The 20,907-nt window shown below is 58.8% G+C and carries 21 protein-coding genes; 9 read left to right on the top strand and 12 right to left on the bottom strand.

What is annotated here, in order from left to right; translation table 11 throughout:
• The first annotated feature begins 212 nt into the window (after positions 1 to 212).
• The 3 genes from OIM11_01305 (at position 213) to OIM11_01295 (ending at position 2,643) form a co-directional block, all read left to right on the top strand.
• The gene (locus tag OIM11_01305; GenBank protein ID HJI99788.1) at positions 213 to 1,844 is read left to right on the top strand and encodes a hypothetical protein; all 1,632 of its coding nucleotides are present in this window, start codon (positions 213 to 215) and stop codon (positions 1,842 to 1,844) included.
• 136 nt (positions 1,845 to 1,980) lie between these two features.
• Positions 1,981 to 2,223, top strand: coding sequence for an antitoxin (locus tag OIM11_01300; GenBank protein HJI99787.1), 243 nt, complete (start codon positions 1,981 to 1,983; stop codon positions 2,221 to 2,223).
• 9 nt (positions 2,224 to 2,232) lie between these two features.
• Complete coding sequence (locus OIM11_01295) at positions 2,233 to 2,643, top strand: type II toxin-antitoxin system VapC family toxin (protein ID HJI99786.1); 411 nt, start codon at positions 2,233 to 2,235, stop codon at positions 2,641 to 2,643.
• A 143-nt stretch (positions 2,644 to 2,786) separates the two neighbouring features.
• Here OIM11_01295 and OIM11_01290 read toward each other — a convergent pair whose 3' ends face one another.
• The 6 genes from OIM11_01290 to OIM11_01265 all read right to left on the bottom strand — a co-directional run bounded on the left by OIM11_01290 (position 2,787) and on the right by OIM11_01265 (position 8,975).
• Complete coding sequence (locus OIM11_01290) at positions 2,787 to 3,749, bottom strand: FHA domain-containing protein (GenBank protein ID HJI99785.1); 963 nt, start codon at positions 3,747 to 3,749, stop codon at positions 2,787 to 2,789.
• Positions 3,750 to 3,764: 15 nt separating this feature from the next.
• Entirely contained in the window at positions 3,765 to 5,102 is a 1,338-nt protein-coding gene (locus tag OIM11_01285; GenBank protein HJI99784.1) for a protein kinase, read from the bottom strand.
• A gap of 183 nt (positions 5,103 to 5,285) precedes the next feature.
• Complete coding sequence (locus OIM11_01280; GenBank protein HJI99783.1) at positions 5,286 to 6,263, bottom strand: FHA domain-containing protein; 978 nt, start codon at positions 6,261 to 6,263, stop codon at positions 5,286 to 5,288.
• 29 nt (positions 6,264 to 6,292) lie between these two features.
• Positions 6,293 to 6,481 carry a hypothetical protein gene (locus OIM11_01275; protein HJI99782.1) on the bottom strand — a complete coding sequence of 63 codons (189 nt, stop codon included), beginning with the start codon at positions 6,479 to 6,481 and terminating at the stop codon, positions 6,293 to 6,295.
• Between the two features lie 102 nt (positions 6,482 to 6,583).
• Entirely contained in the window at positions 6,584 to 7,996 is a 1,413-nt protein-coding gene (locus OIM11_01270; protein HJI99781.1) for a protein kinase, read from the bottom strand.
• A 34-nt stretch (positions 7,997 to 8,030) separates the two neighbouring features.
• Complete coding sequence (locus OIM11_01265) at positions 8,031 to 8,975, bottom strand: hypothetical protein (protein ID HJI99780.1); 945 nt, start codon at positions 8,973 to 8,975, stop codon at positions 8,031 to 8,033.
• 285 nt (positions 8,976 to 9,260) lie between these two features.
• Between OIM11_01265 and OIM11_01260 the strand changes: the two genes are divergently transcribed.
• The 4 genes from OIM11_01260 (at position 9,261) to OIM11_01245 (ending at position 13,466) form a co-directional block, all read left to right on the top strand.
• The gene (locus OIM11_01260; protein HJI99779.1) at positions 9,261 to 9,488 is read left to right on the top strand and encodes a ferrous iron transport protein A; all 228 of its coding nucleotides are present in this window, start codon (positions 9,261 to 9,263) and stop codon (positions 9,486 to 9,488) included.
• A 217-nt stretch (positions 9,489 to 9,705) separates the two neighbouring features.
• A complete protein-coding gene (locus tag OIM11_01255; protein HJI99778.1) occupies positions 9,706 to 12,396 on the top strand; it encodes a ferrous iron transporter B in 2,691 nt (896 codons plus the stop codon).
• Between the two features lie 303 nt (positions 12,397 to 12,699).
• Complete coding sequence (locus OIM11_01250; protein HJI99777.1) at positions 12,700 to 13,056, top strand: hypothetical protein; 357 nt, start codon at positions 12,700 to 12,702, stop codon at positions 13,054 to 13,056.
• On the top strand, positions 13,053 to 13,466 hold the full coding sequence (locus OIM11_01245) for a type II toxin-antitoxin system VapC family toxin (GenBank protein HJI99776.1): 414 nt from the start codon (positions 13,053 to 13,055) through the stop codon (positions 13,464 to 13,466). The genes OIM11_01250 and OIM11_01245 overlap by 4 nt, the downstream gene beginning before the upstream one ends.
• A gap of 76 nt (positions 13,467 to 13,542) precedes the next feature.
• Here the strand turns inward: OIM11_01245 and OIM11_01240 are convergent, their stop codons facing one another.
• From OIM11_01240 to modA, 4 genes are all read right to left on the bottom strand, one after another.
• Positions 13,543 to 13,962, bottom strand: a complete 420-nt coding sequence (locus OIM11_01240) for a metal-dependent transcriptional regulator (GenBank protein HJI99775.1) — start codon at positions 13,960 to 13,962, stop codon at positions 13,543 to 13,545.
• 159 nt (positions 13,963 to 14,121) lie between these two features.
• Positions 14,122 to 14,850: an ATP-binding cassette domain-containing protein gene (locus OIM11_01235; protein ID HJI99774.1), complete on the bottom strand. Its 729-nt coding sequence runs from the start codon at positions 14,848 to 14,850 to the stop codon at positions 14,122 to 14,124.
• Positions 14,840 to 15,781: an ABC transporter permease gene (locus tag OIM11_01230; protein ID HJI99773.1), complete on the bottom strand. Its 942-nt coding sequence runs from the start codon at positions 15,779 to 15,781 to the stop codon at positions 14,840 to 14,842. The genes OIM11_01235 and OIM11_01230 overlap by 11 nt, the downstream gene beginning before the upstream one ends.
• 72 nt (positions 15,782 to 15,853) lie before the next feature.
• Positions 15,854 to 16,669: a molybdate ABC transporter substrate-binding protein gene (gene modA / locus OIM11_01225; protein HJI99772.1), complete on the bottom strand. Its 816-nt coding sequence runs from the start codon at positions 16,667 to 16,669 to the stop codon at positions 15,854 to 15,856.
• 151 nt (positions 16,670 to 16,820) lie between these two features.
• On the opposite strand from modA, the gene OIM11_01220 reads away from it, so the two are divergent.
• Positions 16,821 to 17,243: a TOBE domain-containing protein gene (locus OIM11_01220; GenBank protein HJI99771.1), complete on the top strand. Its 423-nt coding sequence runs from the start codon at positions 16,821 to 16,823 to the stop codon at positions 17,241 to 17,243.
• Between the two features lie 347 nt (positions 17,244 to 17,590).
• Here OIM11_01220 and OIM11_01215 read toward each other — a convergent pair whose 3' ends face one another.
• On the bottom strand, positions 17,591 to 17,854 hold the full coding sequence (locus OIM11_01215) for a hypothetical protein (GenBank protein HJI99770.1): 264 nt from the start codon (positions 17,852 to 17,854) through the stop codon (positions 17,591 to 17,593).
• Positions 17,855 to 18,110: 256 nt separating this feature from the next.
• On the opposite strand from OIM11_01215, the gene ahcY reads away from it, so the two are divergent.
• A complete protein-coding gene (ahcY, locus tag OIM11_01210) occupies positions 18,111 to 19,370 on the top strand; it encodes an adenosylhomocysteinase (GenBank protein ID HJI99769.1) in 1,260 nt (419 codons plus the stop codon).
• 128 nt (positions 19,371 to 19,498) lie between these two features.
• Here the strand turns inward: ahcY and OIM11_01205 are convergent, their stop codons facing one another.
• On the bottom strand, positions 19,499 to 20,845 hold the full coding sequence (locus OIM11_01205; GenBank protein ID HJI99768.1) for a Na+/H+ antiporter NhaC family protein: 1,347 nt from the start codon (positions 20,843 to 20,845) through the stop codon (positions 19,499 to 19,501).
• Positions 20,846 to 20,907 lie beyond the last annotated feature (62 nt).

Below are 20,907 nucleotides of genomic sequence, written 5' to 3'. Positions count from 1 at the left end.
AAAGCCGCCCCCACTGTCATTTCGAGCGGAGCTGCCGAAGGCAGCGCAGTCGAGAAATCTCTTGACAATCCATCTGCAAGCGCCAGTGACCTGCCCGAACCGCTTGCCGCTATTCTGCCATGTTGCGCAACAAAATCTCGAAATACGCCTGTAGGGTGAGGTCGCTAAGTCGAATTGTATCGGCAACGTGAACCTCCTAGAAAGGAGCACTCATGAAGAAGCTCTCAGCATTATCCCTATCGCTTGTGCTTGCGTTGAGCATGACGCCTATTACCGCCTTCGCGGCTGGAGGTGCGGGAGCACAGAATGATGCCAGTGATTTGCTAGTAGCACAGCAAGCCACAAGAGAGATTAGATTGGTGAGCGGCGTTTCGACCGAAGAGCTAACTATCAGTTCGGGCGAGACCATAGACTTTGTATTTAACTTGGATAAGGATTCCACGGTTGGATTCGTGCTATATCAGAAATACTCGTCAGGTGAACGCCCCTTAAACGCTGTCTTAAAAGGCGCGAATAGTGACAGTCAGATTTTTTGGCAAATTCCCAAATCCACCCAAACCTTCGAATTCTATCCTTTTTACTTAAATGCTGGCGAACAGCATTTCCAGTTGACGTCGTTTAGGGACGTGACGATCTACCTCACCATGGAATCTGAGGCACATCAGGACATGACGTCAGGTTATGAGATGGAGCCGAACAACACGTCAGATTTTGCTATGCCCATTCAGGTTGGGAGAACCTATCTCGCAAACACCTATAATCCGGATGGTGAGGAATTTGCAGCAGGCAAGGCGGAGGGTGTTACTGGTAACGACACCGATTGGTTCTCCTTTACTGTTGACGCTGTTTCAGATGTGAACATTCCTTTTGTGACCACGGAAAGCATTTATTACGCGGTCAGGAGAGAGATGGGTGGAGATCCCTCGCCCATCAAAGCGGGTGAGACCGCCCCGGGCAACTCAAGTAACATCATCAACTGTGGTCGCCTCGAGGCCGGTACTTATTACCTGCAAACTAGCGGAAACGGAGACGCTTGGAAGAAAGGCTACGCATTCAGCATCATGGCGGATCCTATAGATGATCCTGCTCCCGACAACCCTTCGAATCCGACGGATCCCGATCGCAATGTTGCCCACGCAACCACCAATTCACCACTGACTGATCTCGCTTGGACGGGGAGCCCCATTACCCCGAAACCAACAATCGAGCTTGATGGGGTGACGCTTAAAGAGGGAAAAGACTACACGCTTTCATATGAGAATAATATCGACGAAGGAAAGGGAACAATATATGTAAATGGCATGGGAGATTACACGGGATCGCGTAAATTCTACTTTACGATTAAAAAGACTAGCTCTACTCCTCCAGGTGACTCCACATCCGACCCCAAGCCGGATGATACCGACAAGCCGGACGCGAGCGACCCCGAGCCCGTCTCCACCGAGACCATGTACCGCCTGTACAACCCCAACTCAGGCGAGCACTTCTACACCTCCTCGCCCGTCGAGCGCCAGGCGGTGATCGAAGCCGGCTGGAACGACGAGGGCGTGGGCTGGACGGCACCTACCTCCGGCATCAAGGTCTACCGCCTGTACAACTCCTTCGCCGGCGAGCACCACTACACGACCTCGGAGGCCGAGCGAGACATGCTGGTCGGCGTGGGCTGGACCTGGGAGGAGGGCGGCTGGTACTCGGATCCAAACGAGGCCGTTCCCCTGTACCGCGCCTACAACCCCAACGCATACGCCAACAACCACCACTACACGCTCGACTGGGGAGAGTTCCAGACGCTGCTTTCCCTCGGCTGGGTCGACGAGGGCGTCGGCTGGCACGGCGTGAAGTAGCAAGAATCTACAAATCAACGCACGTAGAAAGGGGCACGTCGAAAGGCGTGCCCCTTTGCTACATCCTCACCCTACACAATCATCCCTCCACAGGATATACTTGTCATGTATACTTGTCTTATCGAAAGGCATCACAATGGCTCAGCTATCGCTTTACATGGATGAGGTAACCATGGCCGGCTTGCGCGAAGACGCCACCAAGCGGGGCATATCAATTTCTGCATACGCGCGCGAGGTACTCGAGACGCGCAACACACGAGATGCCGCCGGATGGGAAAACGGCTGGCCGCCGGGCTTCTTCGATCTATATGGCAGCTGCCCGGATTTCCCCGAGATCGAAGATCTTGAGCCTGCTCCTGTTGAACCTTTTTTTGCCTGAGGATGAGCCATGTATCTCATTGATAGCAATATTCTCATCGACTTTCTCCGGGGTAAGAATAAATATGCGCTGCAAATGCTCAGGACGAGTGATGCGGGCATATTCAAGATTCCCTCTATCGTCAAGGCGGAGCTTCTCCTGGGTGTCGAGAAATCGAGTGACCCAGGCAACAATCGTCTCAAGGTCGAGTTGCTCCTGCTGCCCTTCGAGACGCTTCCTTTCGACGACCGCTGCGCCTTGCACTACGCTCGTCTGCGCGCATATCTCGAGGGCAAAGGAATGGGCATCGGCGCAAACGATTACATAATCGCAGCTTGCGCCATGGCATATGGGGCAACTGTGGTTACTAACAACACGGCGGAGTTCGAGCGAATCCCTGGTCTCTCCGTCGAGCAATGGGCCGAAGTGCCGCTCCAATAGAATCTCGCTGATTGACAATTAACCACAGGCGGATAGGATGTCCAAATGACCGAAGTTATCTCGTCCAAATGACCGAAGTTATACAAAACACCTGGTCAAATGTATCCTCAATAGGAGGCGAAGGATACGATTTCGCCTCCCCCTCACTTCACACCCGCAATCACCACATACCGCGTGTTCTTCCCAAACACGAGCTCGTCGCCGGGCTTGAGCGCCACGGGAGCGCTCGTCCATCCCTCGCGCTCGTCGGCTGGTGGCTCCACGACCGTCTCAGAGCGGTCCGCACCGCTCACCAGCACGGTGCCGTTTCTCGACCCCGCGCCCTCGACGTACCACGCGCCCGCATCGTCATGCCAGATGCGTGCATGATGGCGAGAGGCGTCGGCAGCCACATTGCTCAGGCCCTTTCCCGTCGCAAAGGCGCCCACCTCGATTTCGCTTGCCTCGGTGGGGTCGAGCCAATGAGGAGACCCCACCACGTAGCCGTCCATCACGCGCAAAAGGCCCAGAATCACGGGCCTCTCTGCAAACTCGCGAACCCTCTCGCCGCTAATCTCCTTGGAACGCGGCGTGACGAGGGGCGTTGTCACGGGGCTTCCGTGAATCTCCTCGGCAAAGTCGAGTGCACCGGTCGTCGCCTCGGCCACACTGGCGCTCAACGCAGCTGTTACGAAGTGCACCATGGCGATTTCCACGCGTTCTTCCACCCTGAACTCATCTTCCCTGTCCAGCCGTGCGAGCATGTTGAGGTAGGGCGCAGGGTTTTGCCCGCAATGGGTCAGTGCATCCACCATCTCATGTCCCGCAGGTCCCGCTATCATTGCCATAATTTCCCGGTTGTTCATGTGCTTCTTGAGTCTCGAGACGATGCGCATGGCGCACTTTTCCGGGCTGATGAAGTAGTCTCTCTTCACGGATTCCGCGGGGGCGTGGACGAGGTAGCGCGAAATCCACGTTCGGTCGTTCGACCTGCTTATGGGGCTCGTCCCACCCGGCATGGGGTTTTCGGAGAGAATGAGCGTCGCAAGGTCCTTATAGCTGATGTGTCCGCACCTCTTCAGGATGGAGAAGAGCGCACCCAACGGTGTTGATATGGTCCGTGCCATGAAGAGCTCCTCTTGTTAGCTTCGGTTCTTCCGGCGAGCGAGCGTGATAATTGCCGATGCAACTGCGAGAACTAGGGTGGCACCCGCGGCTACGACGGCTCCCCAATGACCGCTTCCCCCGGTCTCAGCATCCTGTTTCTGGTACTTCGCTTCGGCATCCACGCAAGGGGTGACCGGACATCCCCAAAAGCCGTTTCTGATGTTCGCGCCATAGGAATCGACAAAGCGCGAAAGCGCCTTCTCGACATCTCCTGCGGTTGGCCGGAGTGCCTGCACAGGATTGAGGCAGGCAAGGAGCAGGGATTCGAGCTGATCATCCACTGTGCTCAGGATTTTTGCCAGCTCTCTGTCCGGTGGCCTCCTTCCGCAGCGCGCAACCGCCTCTTTGACGAGGCGCGCTGTCTGCGTTTCGTGACCGAGCGCCGCCACAATATTGCCCGATGCTTTATGCACGCTCGTCAATCTTCGTGGTCGCCGTTCGGTTTTCTGCAGATAGTAGGAACGGCCCCGCCCCTGCCTCTCGAAATTGAAGGGTGCGTGACCATCCAGCAGCAAGAAAAGCACGCTTGCGGCGGCATAGACATCCACGGCGGGGTTCCTGCGCAGGGTGTCGATGTTGGCGATATCTTCGGTGAGCATCTCGGGAGGTGCGAAATCAGGCGTTGCTCCCCGCAGCACACCATATTTCTGCGTGATGGACGCACGCTGGCCAGGGAGTATCGCTGACCCGAAGTCCACGAGCTTCAGGTCAAAATGCCCCATGTCAACTTGCTCCTCGAGCGTATGTACCGACGTGTCGATCATGATATTGGAAGTCGAGATGTCGCGATGCACGACGCTGTTCTCGATGATGTCCATGCGGGCGAGGAGCGCGAAGAGGTCGCGCCCCAGCTGCGCCGCCGTCAACGGTGAGAGCCTTCCCTCGTCATCTACGAAAAGGTGTCTGAGTGCCGACTGTAGCGTCTCTCCTTCAATCCACTCCATGATGATGGCATCCTTGCCGTCCAGGCGCCCCAGCCCATAGAGCCGCGGAAACCCTCGCACGCCCGAGAGCGTGCGCAACGTCTGGTATTCCCGCATGAACGCCTCACGAGCGACGACATGGTCCGCCTCGTCGGCTGTCGTATCTGCAGGCGAGTCATCCATGACCTTTACGGCAACGGGACTACCCCAGATGTCCTCGCCATAGAGAAGCCTGCCGATGCCCCCGCGCCGACAGCGCCTTCTGTCGATAAAGAGAGAGGAAAAGCGTCGTGCATGATTCTCTTGCTCGGCTGGAGGTAGGATGTCGGGCGTGGAGAAATCATCCAGGTGAACGACCTGCAGCCCGGCTGTACCGTGCCTATCGTTCATTTCCGGACATGAGGGGTTTTCCATGGCGCGTGGTGTTGTTTTCTACTAAGAAGCGGCGGGTAGAGGGTGGCAAAAACCGAGCGGATCCAGCCCGCCCGGTAGAAATTGCGCAAATATCATATAGTGCAAATTCCGGATTTTGTTGCACAACAAACACAAGGTCAGCTGAGGGTCACGCCGCCTCTACCTCACACCCGCAATCACCACATACCGCGTGTTCTTCCCAAACACGAGCTCGTCGCCGGGTTTGAGCGCCACGGGCACGCTCTCCCACCCCTCGCGCTCGTCAGCCGGCGGCTCCACCACGATCTCGGAGCGGTCCGCGCCGCTCACCAGCACGGTGCCGTTTCTCGATCCCGCACCCTCGACGTACCACGCGCCCGCATCGTCATGCCAGATGCGCGCGTGCACTCCGGAGACGTCAGCTTCCACGTCGGTGATGGCACCCGCACCCGTCGCGAAGGCGCCCACCTCGATCTGCTCCGCGCTCTCGGCATCAAGCCAAAACGGCGCGCCCTTCACGTAGCCATCTACCACACGCAGCAGCCCGAGGGTCGTGTCCTCGTCGGCAAGCTGGCGCATCTGCGCGTCGTCGGCATCCTCGGAGCGCGGTGTGATAAGTGGCGTTGCCATCGCCGCGCCGTGAATCTCGTCTGCGAACTCGAGTGCGTATGCCGTTGCTCGCGCGATATCAGCGCTCAATGCCGTCGCTACGAAAAGCACCATGGCGATCTCCACGCGCTCCTCGGCCCTGAACTCGCTGTCCTTATCGAGACGCGCGAGCATGTTGAGGTACGGCGCGGGGTCCTGTCCGGCGTTCTTGAGTGCGTTGACCATTTCCTGGCCGGGAGCTCCTGCAATCAGCTCCATGATCTCGCGGTTGCTCATCGCGCTGCCCGCACGTTTCTTAAGCCGCGAGATGAGGCGCATCGCGCACTTTTCGTAGCTGACGAAGTAATCGTCGCGCACGGCATCTGCCGGCGCATGCACGAGGTAGCGCGAGATCCAGGTCCGGTCGTTTACGCGGCTGATGGGGCTCACGCCGCCCTTCACCGGCTCTTCCGAGAGGATGAGCGATGCCACTTCCTTATAGCTCATGTCGCCGTACCTCTTCAGGATGGAGAACATGGCTCCCAGCGGGGCCGTTGCGTTCTTTGCCATGGATCGTTCCCTTCTGCCTCTCCGCACGTTTACGCCGCGCGAGGCTGCGCCCTTTCGATGGGCGTCGTGCGTGCTCTGGCCATGATGATGTCGAAGGACAGCGCAAACCACGAGAGCGCTGCCGCGACGGCAAGTGCCCCGATAATCAGCCAAAACGGCGCAGCTGCGGCAAACGAGGTGGACAGCGTGAACGCGAGCACGGCCAACGTGCCGAGCACGACACCACCGCCTGTCCATGCAAGCGATGATGGCCTGTTCCGTGTCGCGAGGCGTGCGATGCAGCCGCAAAGCGCGGGAAGCCATAGCAGCGCGCCGATGGCCTAGCCGTTGAGTGGGCCGCTCCAGTGGATTGGCCCGAACGAGACGATCACCTTGCTCGCGTCCACGAGCACCGCGGTCACGATGCTCGTCACGAGAAGCAGTACGACCGCACCTGCGCCCACGCCGATGCTCCAGCGCCGCGATCTCTTCGCATTTGCTGCACGCGCGCGGCGCTCGAAGGCGCTATCGGTACACGAGCTCAAGGGTTGTTCCGCGAGGGCGTTCTCGACATTGCGTCCGTACGAATCGACGAAGTGCGCAAGGGAATCCTGCACCTCGCTTGCAAGTGGCCGGTATTCCTGGATGGGGTCGAGACAGGCGAAGATCACCTCGTTGAGTTGTCCATCCACTGCGGACAATGCGCTGACAAGCTTCTTGTCCGAGGGTTGCTGGCCGGTCTTCTTCATCGCTTCCTGGACGAGCGCTGCCGTCTGTGGCTCGCGCTCGAGCGTTGCGTCGATTCGGCCCGATGCCGCATGAGCGCCCTTCAAGCTGCGCGGCAGCTGCTCGGTCTTGCGCAGGTAATACGAGCGTCCTTCGCCTTCGCTCTCGCCCAGGTCAAAGGGCGTGCGCCCGCCGAGCAGCAGATAGAGCACGCTTGCGGCGGCGTAGACGTCCACCGTCGGGTTCTTGCGCATGGCCGAGACGTTGGCGACGTCCTCGGTCAGCATCTCGGGTGGGGCGAAGTCCGGAGTCGCTCCGCGCGGGGCCCCGTAGCGTTGCGTGAGCGACGAAGATCGGCTGGGCAGCACCGCCGAGCCAAAGTCCACAAGCTTCAGGTCGAAGCTTCCGGCCTCGGCCTGCTCGTCGAGCGCACGTGCCGATGTGTCGATCATGATGTTGGAGGTCGAGATGTCGCGGTGCACCACGTCATCCTCGAGAATTTCCATGCGCGCGAGCAGACCGAACAGGTCGCGTCCCAATTGCGCGGCGGTCAGGGGAGAGAGCCTGCCGGAATCGTCGATGGAGAGATGGCGAATTGCCGTGGCGAGCGTCTCTCCTTCGACCCACTCCATGATGATGGCCTCTCTGCCATCCAAGCTGCCCGAGCCATACAGGCGGGGAAATCCCTTTACGCCTGAGAGCGCACGCAAGGTTTCGTATTCGCGTCGAAACGCCTCGCTGGCAAGGTCGCGGGTGGAGGAGGGGGTTGCGGGGTCGGGCACGACCGCATCGTTCATCACCTTGAGCGCGACAGGCTTGCCCCAGGTGTCCTCGCCGTAGAGCACCTGGCCAAGGTTACCCTCACGGCAGCGGCTCTCGTCGATGAAGATCGTGGCGAAGCGACGCAGGTAGGCTTCCTGCTCGTCATCTTGCAAGGTTGTGGGTGTCGAGAAGCCTTCGATGTGAACAAGTCGCAAGCCGGTTGCGGCGTGCTCGTCGTGCGTATCCGGGTTTGACTGGTTTTCCATGGCGTTACTAGCGGTTTCTACGTGGGGATGACGATTAGAACTGGTTCAGGAGCTGACGCGCGTTTTCTAGCTCCTTGAGCGTGTATACGGTCTGGCCACCCGAGGAAACGCCAACGATGTGTCCCTCGACTATGCCCATGAAGCATTCGGAGTGGGTGGCAGGGTCGGGGCAGGCGCGTACTGCATCAAGGAAGTCGATGAGGATACGCGATGCGCTGCTTAGCATCGACCAGGTGTTGTTGATGGTGTTGTACTGTTTTTCGTATGCGGGGAATTTGCGTGCTCCATCGGCACACTTGCCCTCGTATGCCGATGCTTCAGAGATGCATTTGCGACTCAGTTCGTAAGCCCATGGCAAATCGTTCCACAGGTTCACATCGTAATCAGCGTATCCGCTCGGGCTCCATAATATGGGCAGGCCGGCAACGACGTTGGAGAGCATTGCGTAGTGGTCCTGGGCGTTGTAGAAATCGGCGGTAAGCTCGCTTTCCGCTGCCCGGAGCTCGCTTTCGTCTGTGCTCGGATCGACGGGGGGCTCAGTGGGTTGCGTTTCCTGGTTCGTGGTATCGCCGAGGGGCTCCTGTTCGCCTGCAGTGCTGGGAGCTTTCTGGGGATTCTGGGCCGTGATCTGGCCCTCTTCGTTTACGGCCGCGGTTGCCGTTGCGATGACATTGCCAAGTGAGGTTGCGCCGATGGGTGCCAGATTTGCCGAGGGAAGCGCAAGGCCACCTGCAGCATCGAGGGCGTTCGTTGCATTGGATGTGCCGTCTCCATCGGATGCGGCCGCGTTACCTGCGAGATCCGAGGCCGCACCGCCGAACAGGCTGCCCGAGTATGCGCTCAGGGCGGGGGGTATCGCAAAGGCGAACAGCGTGACGGAGCACGCCACGAGAAGCGTCGAGGCGGAAACGAGAGTCCTGTATGCTTTGGGGAGATGGCGAAGGAGGGCGCCAATCCCCGAAGAAGGTTTTGAGACCACGCGCTTGTTCCTCCAATGTGCGCATCATCTTGGACGTGCCGCGACACGCGGGGTGCCAGACCCCTCCATCGTGAAATGTTGCGCAAGTATTATATTTCGCTGCTTCTGGTTTTTGTTGCGCAACAGGATGATGCTCGGTGATGTGCGTGTTCAGGACAGCGTGCTCGGCGCATCTTCGGCTCACGCCGTCGCTTTTCGCCATTCCGCAAAAAAATCCAGAATTATGCATTGACAAAAAGTTAGCGATGTCTAATATGCAGTTAACAATAACTAACTACGGAGGTCATCATGACGTTATCGGATATCAAGCCGGGAATGAGCTGCACGGTCGTGCGTCTGCGCGACAAAGGCGCCACGCGCCGTCGCATCATGGACATGGGCATCACCAAGGGCGCCCAAATCAAGGTCGACAAGGTCGCCCCGCTTGGCGATCCCGTCGATTTGACCGTGCGCGGCTATCACCTTTCGCTGCGCAAGGAGGACCTCAACAAGATCGAGGTCGAGATGGCATAGCCATACGGTAAGACGAAGGGCTGGCCACCCCCCATGCCAGCCCTTCTTTTTGCATAGCTGTTAGCATTAGCTAACAAATGAGACGGCGGAGACAGCGTGCCCGGCACCGCGTCTCAAAACGAAGTCAAAACAGAAGAAATGCCGATGATTTGAGACACGGTGCCGGGCACGCTGTCTCCGCCGTCTCATAAAAGCAAGGAGAGGAAGAGAGCACGACATGGAAACGACCATCGCACTGGTGGGCAACCCCAACTCAGGCAAGACGACGCTGTTCAACCAGCTCACCGGCAACCACCAATACGTGGGCAACTGGCCGGGCGTAACGGTAGAGCGTAAGACGGGACACCTCAAGGCGGACAAGAACATTCGCTTTGTCGACCTTCCCGGCATCTATTCGCTATCGCCGTATTCGAACGAGGAAGTCATCTCCCGCAACTACCTGGCCGATGGTCACCCCGATGCCATCATCAACATCGTCGATGCGTCGAATCTCGAGCGCAATCTCTACCTCACCACGCAGCTCATGGAGTTCGGCGTTCCCGTCGTGGTCGCGCTCAATCAGATGGACATCGTCAAGAAGCGCGGCTACACCATCAAGTCCAAGGAGCTCTCAGAGCAGCTGCAGGTGCCCGTCGTCGAGATTTCGGCCCTGCGCGGCGACGGCATGAAGGAGCTCGTGGCCACGGCCGTGAAGGCTGCCCGCGAAGGTATCGCCCCGCAGCCCGTCTCGTTCACGCCCGAGCTCGAAACCGCGCTCAAGAAGATCGAGGACAAGCTCCCCAGCGTCATGCCCGATGACATGCGTCGTTACTACGCCATCAAGCTCTTCGAGCGCGACCAGAAGGCCATTGAGGAGCTCGGCACACACGTGAACTGCGACGACATCATTCTCGACGCCGAAAGCCTCTTCAACGATTCGTCCGATGCCATCATCACCAACGAGCGCTACCGCTACATCGAAAGCTTCATCAAGCGCGTTCACAGGCGTTCCATCACGGGCGCGACCATCTCGGAGAAGGTCGACGCCGTCCTCACAAACCGCATCCTGGCGCTGCCCATTTTCGTCGTGGTCATCACGCTCATCTACTACATCTCCATCAGCACCGTCGGCACCTACGCGACCGACTGGGCCAACGACGGCGTCTTCGGCGACGGCTGGTACCTTGACCCGGTTGCCATCGTGTCAACCGAGGGCACGGCGCAATCCGCACTCGACGCGGCGACCGAGCCCTACGACGAGGCGCAGACCGCCGTCAACGAGTACCTGACGCAAGCCGGCGAAGCGGGCATTAACACCGACGAGATCGCCGCCTTCATCGGCGAGGAAGCCGAGGAGGGAGCCGATCTCGAGTCTCCGGAGTTCCAGGCTGCGCTTGCGGGTTTCGAGCAGCAGGCTGCCAGCTCTAGCTTCGTGGCCGAATACACCTCGGTCGACGAGGAATCCTCAATGGAGACCGACTACTTCGTGTACTACGGCGAAGCGGGCGAAGAACAGGCGTTGGCTCTTGCCGATGCCCGTAACGAGGAAATCGCCGCCGAAGGCCGCGAGGGGTCTGCCGAGGCCGTCGTCTACAGCTTTGACGGCGAAGTCACCGATGAGGAAACCGGCGAGGTCATCACCCAGGGTGTTGGCGTCCCCGCACCCGAGGATCCGAGCGCCTACGGTATCTGGATTCCCGGCATCCCCGTCCTCATCGGCACCGCTCTCGAGGCTGTCGGGTGCGTCGGCTGGCTCTACGACCTCATCATGGACGGCATCGTTGCCGGTGTCGGCGCCGTACTTGGCTTCGTCCCGCAGATCATGATCCTGTTCTTCCTGCTGGCCATCCTCGAGGCATGTGGCTACATGGCTCGCGTCACCTTCATCCTCGACCGCCTCTTCCGTCGCTTCGGCCTGTCGGGCAAGACCTTCGTGCCCATGATCGTTGGCACCGGCTGCGGCGTGCCGGGCATCATGGCCTCGCGCACGATCGAGTCCGAAAGCGCCCGTCGTCTCACGGTCATGACCACGACCTTCATGCCGTGCTCGGCCAAGCTGCCCATCATCGCGCTCATCGCCACGGCCATCTTCGGCGGCGTGTGGTGGGTCGCCCCGCTCGCGTACTTCATGGGCATCGCCGCCATCATCGTCTCGGGCATCATCCTGCGCAAGACCAGGCCGTTCATGGGCAAGGTCACGCCGTACGTCATGGAGCTTCCCGAGTACCGCCTGCCGCGCTTCGTCGATTTGCTGCGCAGCATGTGGGACCGCGCCTGGGCCTTCATCAAGAAGGCGGGCACCATCATCCTGCTCGCCACGATCGTGGTCTGGTTCCTGTCCGGATACGGCATCTACGAGGGTCAGTTCATGTGGGTCGGTGAGGACCTGATGGATTACTCGTTCCTCGCGTACTTTGGCAATGCCTTCGCGTGGATCTTTGCACCGCTCGGCTTCAACAACTGGGAGTGCGCGTCCACCGTCATCACCGGCCTCATCGCCAAGGAGAACGTCATCTCGACGATGGCCGTGGTGTACGGCGGCGACCCCAACGTCGCGTGGACCAGTGCCTACATGGCGTCGCTTGCGGCGACGACCGGCTCCGTCTTGCTCGTTCCTGTCGCGGCCTTCGCTTTCATGACCTTCCAGCTGCTCTGCGCACCGTGCTTCGCGGCCATGGGAGCCATCAAGCGCGAGATGGGCGGCTTCAACAAGTGGTTCTGGGCTGCCATCGGCTGGGAATGCGGCTTTGCCTACGTCATCGCGCTGATCATCTTCCAGATTGGCGCCTGGGTCGTGACCGGTGCCTTCAGCCTCGGCACCATCGTCGCCCTCGTGCTCATCGCGGCGCTGCTCTGGGCGCTCTTCCGTCCGGCCAGCAAGCCCATGGCACCTGCGCAGGTGGACACGACTGCGAAGGCGGCTGCATAGATGAGACAAAACGCGCCGGGGCAGTTTTGTCTCATTGCCCCGGCTGCATAAAACGTTTACCCCTGGCTTCAGGACAAGTCTTCTTCATGGGCGGCTCCTCCACCCGCCCGCAAAATGTCCTCCCTCTCTCCGGGAAGCGCCCCTTACGGGGCGTTTCCTGCGTTGGCAGACAAAACTGCCCCGACGACTTTTGTCTGGTTTCATCTCGCACATTTAAGACAATTGACGCTTAATTCAACTTGCTGATATAGGTAAATTGCATGTAAAATACATGCATAATAAATATCGATGAAGGAGCACTTCATGCCGGCGTTGCAAGTAAGAGATTTCCCCGATGCCCTTTACGAGGACCTGCGTGAGTATGCCGCGCGGCATCATCGCAGCATGGCCCAGCAAACGGTGGATGCCGTCGATTGCCTGATACACGGCACCGCACCTGCGCAGACATGCGGATGTACAACTCCCGCATCATTCGACCTCACCTCTGTCCGGAAGTTGCGCATAGCCAAACGCGAGGAGGTGTTCCGTCGGGCAGCCGAACGCAGGACGCAGCGGCAAGACGGCCTTCCCAATCCGGTGGAGATGCTCGCCCAGGCTAGGGACGAGCGTGACGAGCAGCTCGAGCACGTCATGGCAAAGGTCATGGAGGACGCACGATGATTGTCCTCGATACCAACGCCGCCGTTGCGATTGCCATGGGCACCGACTTGGGCGACGCTCTTGTCATGTTGCGTAACCCCGACGAATGTGTCATCGCGCCTTCGTTCATGCATGCCGAGGTAGCTCACGTGATGAGCAAGTATGTGCGCGGGGGATACCTCGAGGTTTCGCAGGCTGTGGACTGCGCACGCGATGCCCTGCTTCTCGTGGACGAGTTTCGCGATGATGCCTCGCTATGGACGGAGGCCCTCACCGAATCACTGCGGCTCGGCCACTCTTCGTATGACCTATTCTACCTGGTGCTCGCTCGCCGAGAGGGGGCAACGCTGTTTACGTTAGATCGCAAACTCCAGAAACTCTGCGACAAAAATGGCGTCAATGCCGTTTGGCTCGACTGGAATTTTGGGTGAAGATTCTCTAGTCCAGCTGTCGCAGAATTTGCGACAGCTCACCAGACAAAATTGCCCCGGCGACTTTTTGTCTGGTCTACAACCGCGTGCTCGTGGGGGTCTCGGAGACGGGGCCGAAGTTCTCCTCGTACCAGGCGATCCACTTGTTCATCGTATCCTCGCTGACAGCATGCTCCATCATGCACGCCTCGCGATTAGCCGCCTCTTCATCCACGCCGAGCGCATCGATGAGGAAGGCGCGCAGTACGCGATGACGCGTGAGGATATGCTCGCCGTATTCCTTGCCAACTTGGGTGAGGGTGATTTCGCCGTAACGCTCCTGCTCGATGTAACCCATCTCACGCAGGTTCTTTGTTGCACGTGCAACACTGGCCTTGGAAAAGCCAAGCGCATCCGCGACGTCGGTGGAGCGCACCGAGCCACTGCCATGCAGGGCAAGGTCGTAGATTGCTTCGATGTAATCCTCATATGAGGGGGTAAGGTCGCCTATGGCCACGATGAGCTCCGCTCGCTTCGAGAGTCGATGATAAACGCATTATACTACGGATGGATAATCACGGCGTGTTCTTTATCTGGATTTATGGATAATGCGGAGAAATGAGACGGTTGCTCAGAGACATTGTCTCATTGTCGAGGTCTGAGAGCTGCGGTTACGTCAACTTGTTGCGTTATCGATGTCGAGAAATGCCAGCACGTCATCGTCCAGGCCGTCGGCATCGAAAAGGCAATCCGCATCACGCACGGTCCGCAGCGAGCCATCGAGCACGATGCCGACCTTATCGGCCAAGATGCGCGCCTCCTCGAAATCATGGGTCACGAACACGATGGTGCAATCAAAGCGCTTGTGTACTTCGCGCACGACATCGTACATTTGCCGCTTGGTTGCGGGATCAAGTGCCGAGAATGGCTCGTCAAGAAGCAGTATCTCGGGTTCGAGGACGAGGGCGCGTGCCAATGCCGTACGCTGGGCCTCGCCACCGCTGATGACGCCAGGGTATCGGTCGGCGATTCCATCGATGCCAAAACTCGTGAGCAGTCGGTCGACGCGTCTTCGCGCTTCATCGCCGCCGATTTTACGAACCCGCAATCCGTACTCCACGTTCTCCCGCACGGTCATATGGGGAAAGAGCGCGTAATCCTGGTAGAGAATCCCCAGATGGCGCTGCTGAACGGGAAGGCTGTCGGCTCTCTTGCCATCGAGCAGGATTTCCCCGCGTTTCCAGGAACATGCCCCGGCGACGGCCTCCATGAGCACGGTCTTGCCCGATCCGGTTGAGCCGAGGATAGCGAAGATCTCGCGTGGCCGTATATTCAGCGATGGGACGCTCAGAACGAACGCCCCGCGCTTCACGCACAAGTCTCTGATTTCGATGCTACCGGCCAAAGGACTCCTCCTCGAAAGGCACATCGGCGATATCGGGCATTTCGTCGATCGGCTTCTCGTCGCAAGATGCCCGTCGGCTGCGCAGCCATCTACTGCGCCCGCCTTTGTCCACGCGCGATGCTCCGACCGGGCGATTCAGCAGGTTCGCGAGCACCAACGTCGCCGCCGAGACGATGAGCATGATCATGGCCGTCGCCATCGCCACGTCATTGTTTCCCGTCGATATGCTCAGGTAGATGCTTCCCGGCAGCGTCTCCGTTCGCATACGTGTGACGCCCACGAGCATGAGCGTGGCGCCGAACTCTCCCATCCCGCGTGCCCACGTGAGGACGGCGCACGAGATGATCGAGTTGCGCGCCTGGGGAAGGATGATGTCGCGAAACACCTGCCAGGAGCTCGCCCCGAGGGTCTTGGCCACGAACTCCATGCGAGGGTTGACCTCGTCAAGCGCCGTTCGCACCATGCGGATGGCGAAGGGCAGGTTGACGATGAGCTGGGCGAACACGATGCCAGCCGGTTGAAAGACCACGGCCAGGCCAATGTCCTTGAGTGCCTTGCCAAACGGTGACGAGAAGATGATGAGGAGCGCGAAACCCAGCAGGATGTAGGGCAGCGACAACGTGAGTTCCATGACGACGCTCGCGATGCGCTTGCAGGGCATGTTCGTGTGCGAGAGCGCGTAGGCGGTTGGCAGCGCGAGCACGAGGCAGATGGCGGTCGAGATTATCGAGGTGACAACACTCATGCGCAGTGAGAACATAACTTCAGCCGAGGTGAGTGCCTCGTGGAAGTGGGTTATGCCACTGGCGACAACGGCAACGATGGCACTCCCGATGAACAGGAGCGCCACGATTGCGATGATGATGGTGAGTGTGGGAAAGAGTTCCCGGATGCGCCCACTATGCTTGCGTGTCTCGTCCGTATGAGACATGGCGATTCTTGGAACAAATGTGGGACAAACGGACAGGTCGTTTGTCCCACATTCACGTCCGAATATACGGAGCTATGCGCGCTCGTAGCCGTAGGAAGCCCAGATATCCCAGACGGCATCCGTTTGCAGGAAATCCTTGAAGACGCTAACGGCGGCGACATCCTGAGCGCAGGTAAGCTGAGCTGCGGGGATTACCTTGACGAGGGCATCAAGATCGCTCGTGTCGACGATGCTCACACCATCGCCCTTCACGTTCTCCTTCCAGACGATTCCCGCATCACCTTCGCCATTGGCAAGAGCGGTTGCGATCTGAGGTGCGGTGGTCGTGGTGGTGATGACGCCCGAGCCCATGAGCGAGTCCCACAGACCGGCATCGGTGAGGGCTTTCTTGGCGATTTTGCCGATAGGGGTGGATTCGGGATCACCGATGAGCACACGCTGGGCGTTGGCGAGGCTGGCGATGCCGGTGATGTTTGCGGGATTCGAGGCGGGAACGGCAAGTACGGGGACGTGCTTGACCAGGTCCTCGCTCGAGGCGACCGCGCTTTCGACAGGCTTGAGCTCTTCCTTGGAGCCGGCGATGAAGAAGTCACCTTCGTTCGTCGTGGTGATTTGCGTTTGGATTTGCGCGGCGTTGGCATAGGTCACGTTCATCTCGCAACCGGTTTCCTCGGTGAAGAGGTCAGCTATCTTCTGGAAGGGCTCGGTCATGCCCGCGCCGCAATAGATGTTGAGCTGCTGGCCTTGCAGGTTAGCTGCTTGCGACGATGATTGCGATCCCGCGTTTGACGAGGAACACCCCACCATCGTTAGCGCTGCTAGCACGAGAGCCATGGCAGCGATTGCGCCAAGTCGCCTGATTCTACTTCCTGTTTTGGTGATTGCCATTGCAGTTCCTCTCCCAAGGTGATTGATTCGGTATATGAAATATATCAATAAAAGAATATTTTACAAGAAGAATAGATGTGCATTAGAATAATACTGCCACGAATGGATACTCGTAAATCGCCCAGTGGCAAGCAAAGATAAGGAGCAGATCATGAGGATTTCCGCACGTAATCAGCTGAAGGGCACGATTGTCGAAGTAGAAGAAGGTGCCGTGAACGGCATTGTCACGATCGAGATTCCCTGCGGATGCAAGATAAAAGCTTCCATTACGAATGCAGCAATTCATGATTTGGGGCTCGAGGTTGGCAAAGAGGCCATTGCGATAGTCAAAGCGAGTTCCGTCATGTTCGCAACTGACCGCATCCCCAACATTTCGGCTCGCAACCAACTCAAGGGCAAGCTCGTCGAGGTAGAGGAAGGCGCGGTAAATGGAATCGTCACCATTGAGCTGCGCTGCGGCTATAAGATCAAAGGTTCGATTACCAATCAGGCAATCGACCAGTTGGGACTCGAGGACGGCGGAGATGCCGTCGCCGTATTCAAGGCCAGCGAAGTCATGGTCGGGGTCGAGTAAAGGAAAAAAAGTTATATATTATTCTTTAAATAGAATAAAAAGAAGCTATACTATTATTTCAGATGAAGAACAATTACTCTTCTTCTTCCTCTCTCTCGTGCGAATGCGGCCGAGCTTCCCCGGTCGCATTCGCATATATGCAAGGTATTATGCGAGGCGCGCGCAAAAACCGCGAATGTCTAGGGTATCGGGACTCCGTATACGCAAAAATGCCGAATGTCTAGCCTCTGCAGCCCTCAAACCCTAGACATCAGGCATTTTCCTGCACGCCACGCGTGTGTTATGCATCTGTAGTCTAGACATCCGCGGTTTTTGCGCGCGCAGCTCGACTTTTTGCCAGTCAGGTCCTAGGACTCTGGCTCTTCGCGAATAACCGGTATCGGGATGTCGTGTCTGTCGGCTGCGCTTGCGCAACCGGAGCAGCTCCCCTTGCTGCAACCCATGCAGGCACTCGGAAGTTTGAGGTCCTCGTCGCTTGGCAAGTCGGCATCGTGGTGCGTGCCGTGGCATGAGCGCCCCTTCTTGCCAAAGCCGCCGAAGAAGGCGACCTTGATGGCAATGCCAATCCACACGACAACGATGGCAAGTATGATCCAACTCGCAATATTCATATCCAAATGTTAGCATACTCTAACAAATGAAACAAACGGCGCCGGGACATAGGATTTGTCATTTCGAGCGGAGCGGCCGAGGGCTGCGCAGTCGAGAAATCTCCGCCATGGGATTCCTCCACTTCGGGGCCTCGCGGCCCCTTCGGTCGGAATGACAATCGCGGACAAATGGCCCGTTCGTTTACCCCGGCTCGACTGCTTGCCCCATTCGCCCGTGATAGTATGTGCAGCGTGTCATTTCATCGAGGAGGAACCCATGAGCTACGACATCACCGACATCAACCTTGCCGACGAGGGCCGCGCGCGCATTCTGTGGGCCGACCGCGACATGCCCGTGCTCGCCGAGATTCGCGAGCGTTTTGCCAAGGAGCGCCCCTTCGAGGGAATCCGCGTCGGTGCGTGTCTGCACGTGACGACCGAGACCGCCAACCTCGTACGCACGATGATCGAGGGCGGCGCGCAGGTCGCTTTGTGCGCAAGCAACCCGCTCTCCACCCAGGACGACACGGCTGCTGCGCTCGTCAAGTACTACGGCGCTGAGGTCTTTGCCCGCTGTGGTGAGGATACCGAAACCTACTACAAGCACCTCGATGCCGTCATAGATACCAAGCCACAGATCACGATGGATGACGGTGCCGACCTTTGCGACCGCATCCATGGCGATCGCCAGGATGCCCTCGAGTACGTCATCGGCGGCACCGAGGAGACGACAACCGGCGTCATCCGCCTGGCGGCCATGGCTGCAGCTGGTGCGCTCAAGTACCCCTCGTTTAACGTTAACGATGCCAACACCAAGCACTTCTTCGACAACCGTTACGGCACGGGCCAGTCCACCCTCGACGGCATCGTGCGCGCGACCAATCGCCTGCTCGCGGGACGCACCCTTGTGGTGAGCGGCTACGGCTTCTGTGGCCGTGGCCTGGCGCAGCGTGCTGCCGGCATGGGTATGAGCGTCATCATCTGCGAAGTCGATCCGCTCAAAGCGCTCGAGGCTCACATGGAGGGCTATCGCGTGATGCCGTGTGCCGAGGCCGCCAAGTACGCCGATGTGTGGGTTACCGTGACGGGCGATCTCAACGTCATCGACGCGCCAGCGTTTGAGAACATGAAGGATGGCGCTATCATCTGCAATTCCGGTCACTTCAATAGCGAGATCAACATCCCGTGGCTCGAGGAACATGCGGTGTCGAAGGAGACCCTCAAGCCGTTGGTCGACGAGTACACGCTGCCTGACGGCCGCACCATCATCCTGCTTGCCGACGGACGCCTCGTGAACCTTTCTGCCGCCGAGGGGCATCCCGCCGAGGTCATGGACATGAGCTTCGCCAACCAGGTGCTTGCGGCGGAATATCTGCTCAAGCATCGCGACGAGCTGTTGCCGCAGTGCTACAACATCCCGGCCGAGATCGACGACGAGATCGCGCGCGTCAAGCTCGGTACGCTCGGCATCGAGATCGACACGCTCACGCCCGAGCAGGAGGCCTACCTCAATTCCTGGACGCTGGGAACGGTGTAGCAAAGCAATGGACAGGTCGGGACTGGGACAGGGGGACAGGTCATTTGTCCCATTAGCAACAGGCACCATTCGGTAATGGGACAAATGACCTGTCCCCCTGTCCCAGTCCCGACCATAGCAAACGGTATCTAGGCGTTTTCTTTGGCGGTTTCTTGCTCAAGTCCGATGTTTTTTCTACCGGGCTTGTCGAGGGCGATGCTGATGAGCACGCAGACGAGTAGCAGGAACTGATAGAACAGAAACGGCATGATTTCGACGCTCGCGATGCCGGCGAGGCTCGCGGCAACGAGCAGCTGCGCACCATAGGGGATAAGACCCTGGCCAATACAGCTGAAGATGTCGATGAGGCTGGCAACGCGCACGGGCTCGATGCCGTATTTCTCGCCGATGTGCTTGGCGATGGGGCCGGCCACGACGATGGCGACCGTGTTGTTCGCGCAGGCAACGTCAAGCAGCAGCGTGAGCAGGCCGCAGCCCAGCTCGCCTCCTCGCTTGCCCGTGAAGTGACGCTTGATGAAGCCAAGCACCGAGGCGAAACCGCCGTACTCGCGCATGAGCGCGCTAATCGACGCCACCAGGATCGTGACGATCATCGTCTCGAACATCCCAGCCGTTCCCGTGCCCATGGCCGAGAACGCTGTCGCGAAGTCGAGCGTACCCGTCGCAACGCCGACGATGGCGAACAGCACGATGCCACCACCGAGCACGACGAAGACGTTGATGCCGCACAACGCGGCGACAAGCACCGCGAAGTACGGAATCGCCTGCCAAATGTTGTAGTCGAAGTCGTCGAGCGTGGGCGTGCCGGCCATGAGTGCCATGACGATGAGAATGCCGAGCGTGATGAGCGCTGCCGGCAAGGCGATGCGGAAGTTGTTGAAGAACTTGTCCTTCATGTTGACGCCCTGCGTGCGGGTCGCCGCGATGGTGGTATCCGAGATGAACGAGAGGTTATCGCCAAACATCGCGCCACCCACGACGGTGCCAACGCATAAGGGCAAGTTGAAACCGGCGCTCTGCGCAACCGTGACCGCGATTGGCGTTAGCACCGTGATGGTGCCCACGCTCGTGCCCATGGCCAGCGAGATGATGCAGGCGATGACGAAGAGGCCGGGTATGGCCGCTTGGGCAGGGAGTATGTCGAGAAAGAGGTTGGCTGTGCTCTCGGCACCTCCGGCCGCACTCGCAATGCCCGAAAAAGCTCCGGCCATCAGAAAGATGAAGAGCATGATGACGATGTTGTCGTCACCGATGCCACGTGCACAGACGTGGATCTTCTCGTCGAAGGAAAGCGAACGATTTTGCAGCAGCGCGACGATGAGCGCGATGACGAACGCCACGACGACGCTCACCACGTAGAAGCCCATCTGCCCCTCGGCTGGTGCGATGTACTCGAAATAGATGCCGCATCCGAGGTACAGCACGAGGAAGACGACGATGGGCAGCAATGCCTTTGCGTTTGGTCTCTTATCCATGCGCTCATGATAGCCAAAGTCTTGTGAGGCGTGAAGCCGCCGCGTGCGGGCGCTTGGTGGTA

This window comes from Coriobacteriaceae bacterium (genome assembly GCA_025992705.1).
Lineage (GTDB): Bacteria > Actinomycetota > Coriobacteriia > Coriobacteriales > QAMH01 > QAMH01.
Note: the sequence above shows the minus strand (reverse complement) of the source record. Positions and strands in the feature narration are given on the sequence as shown.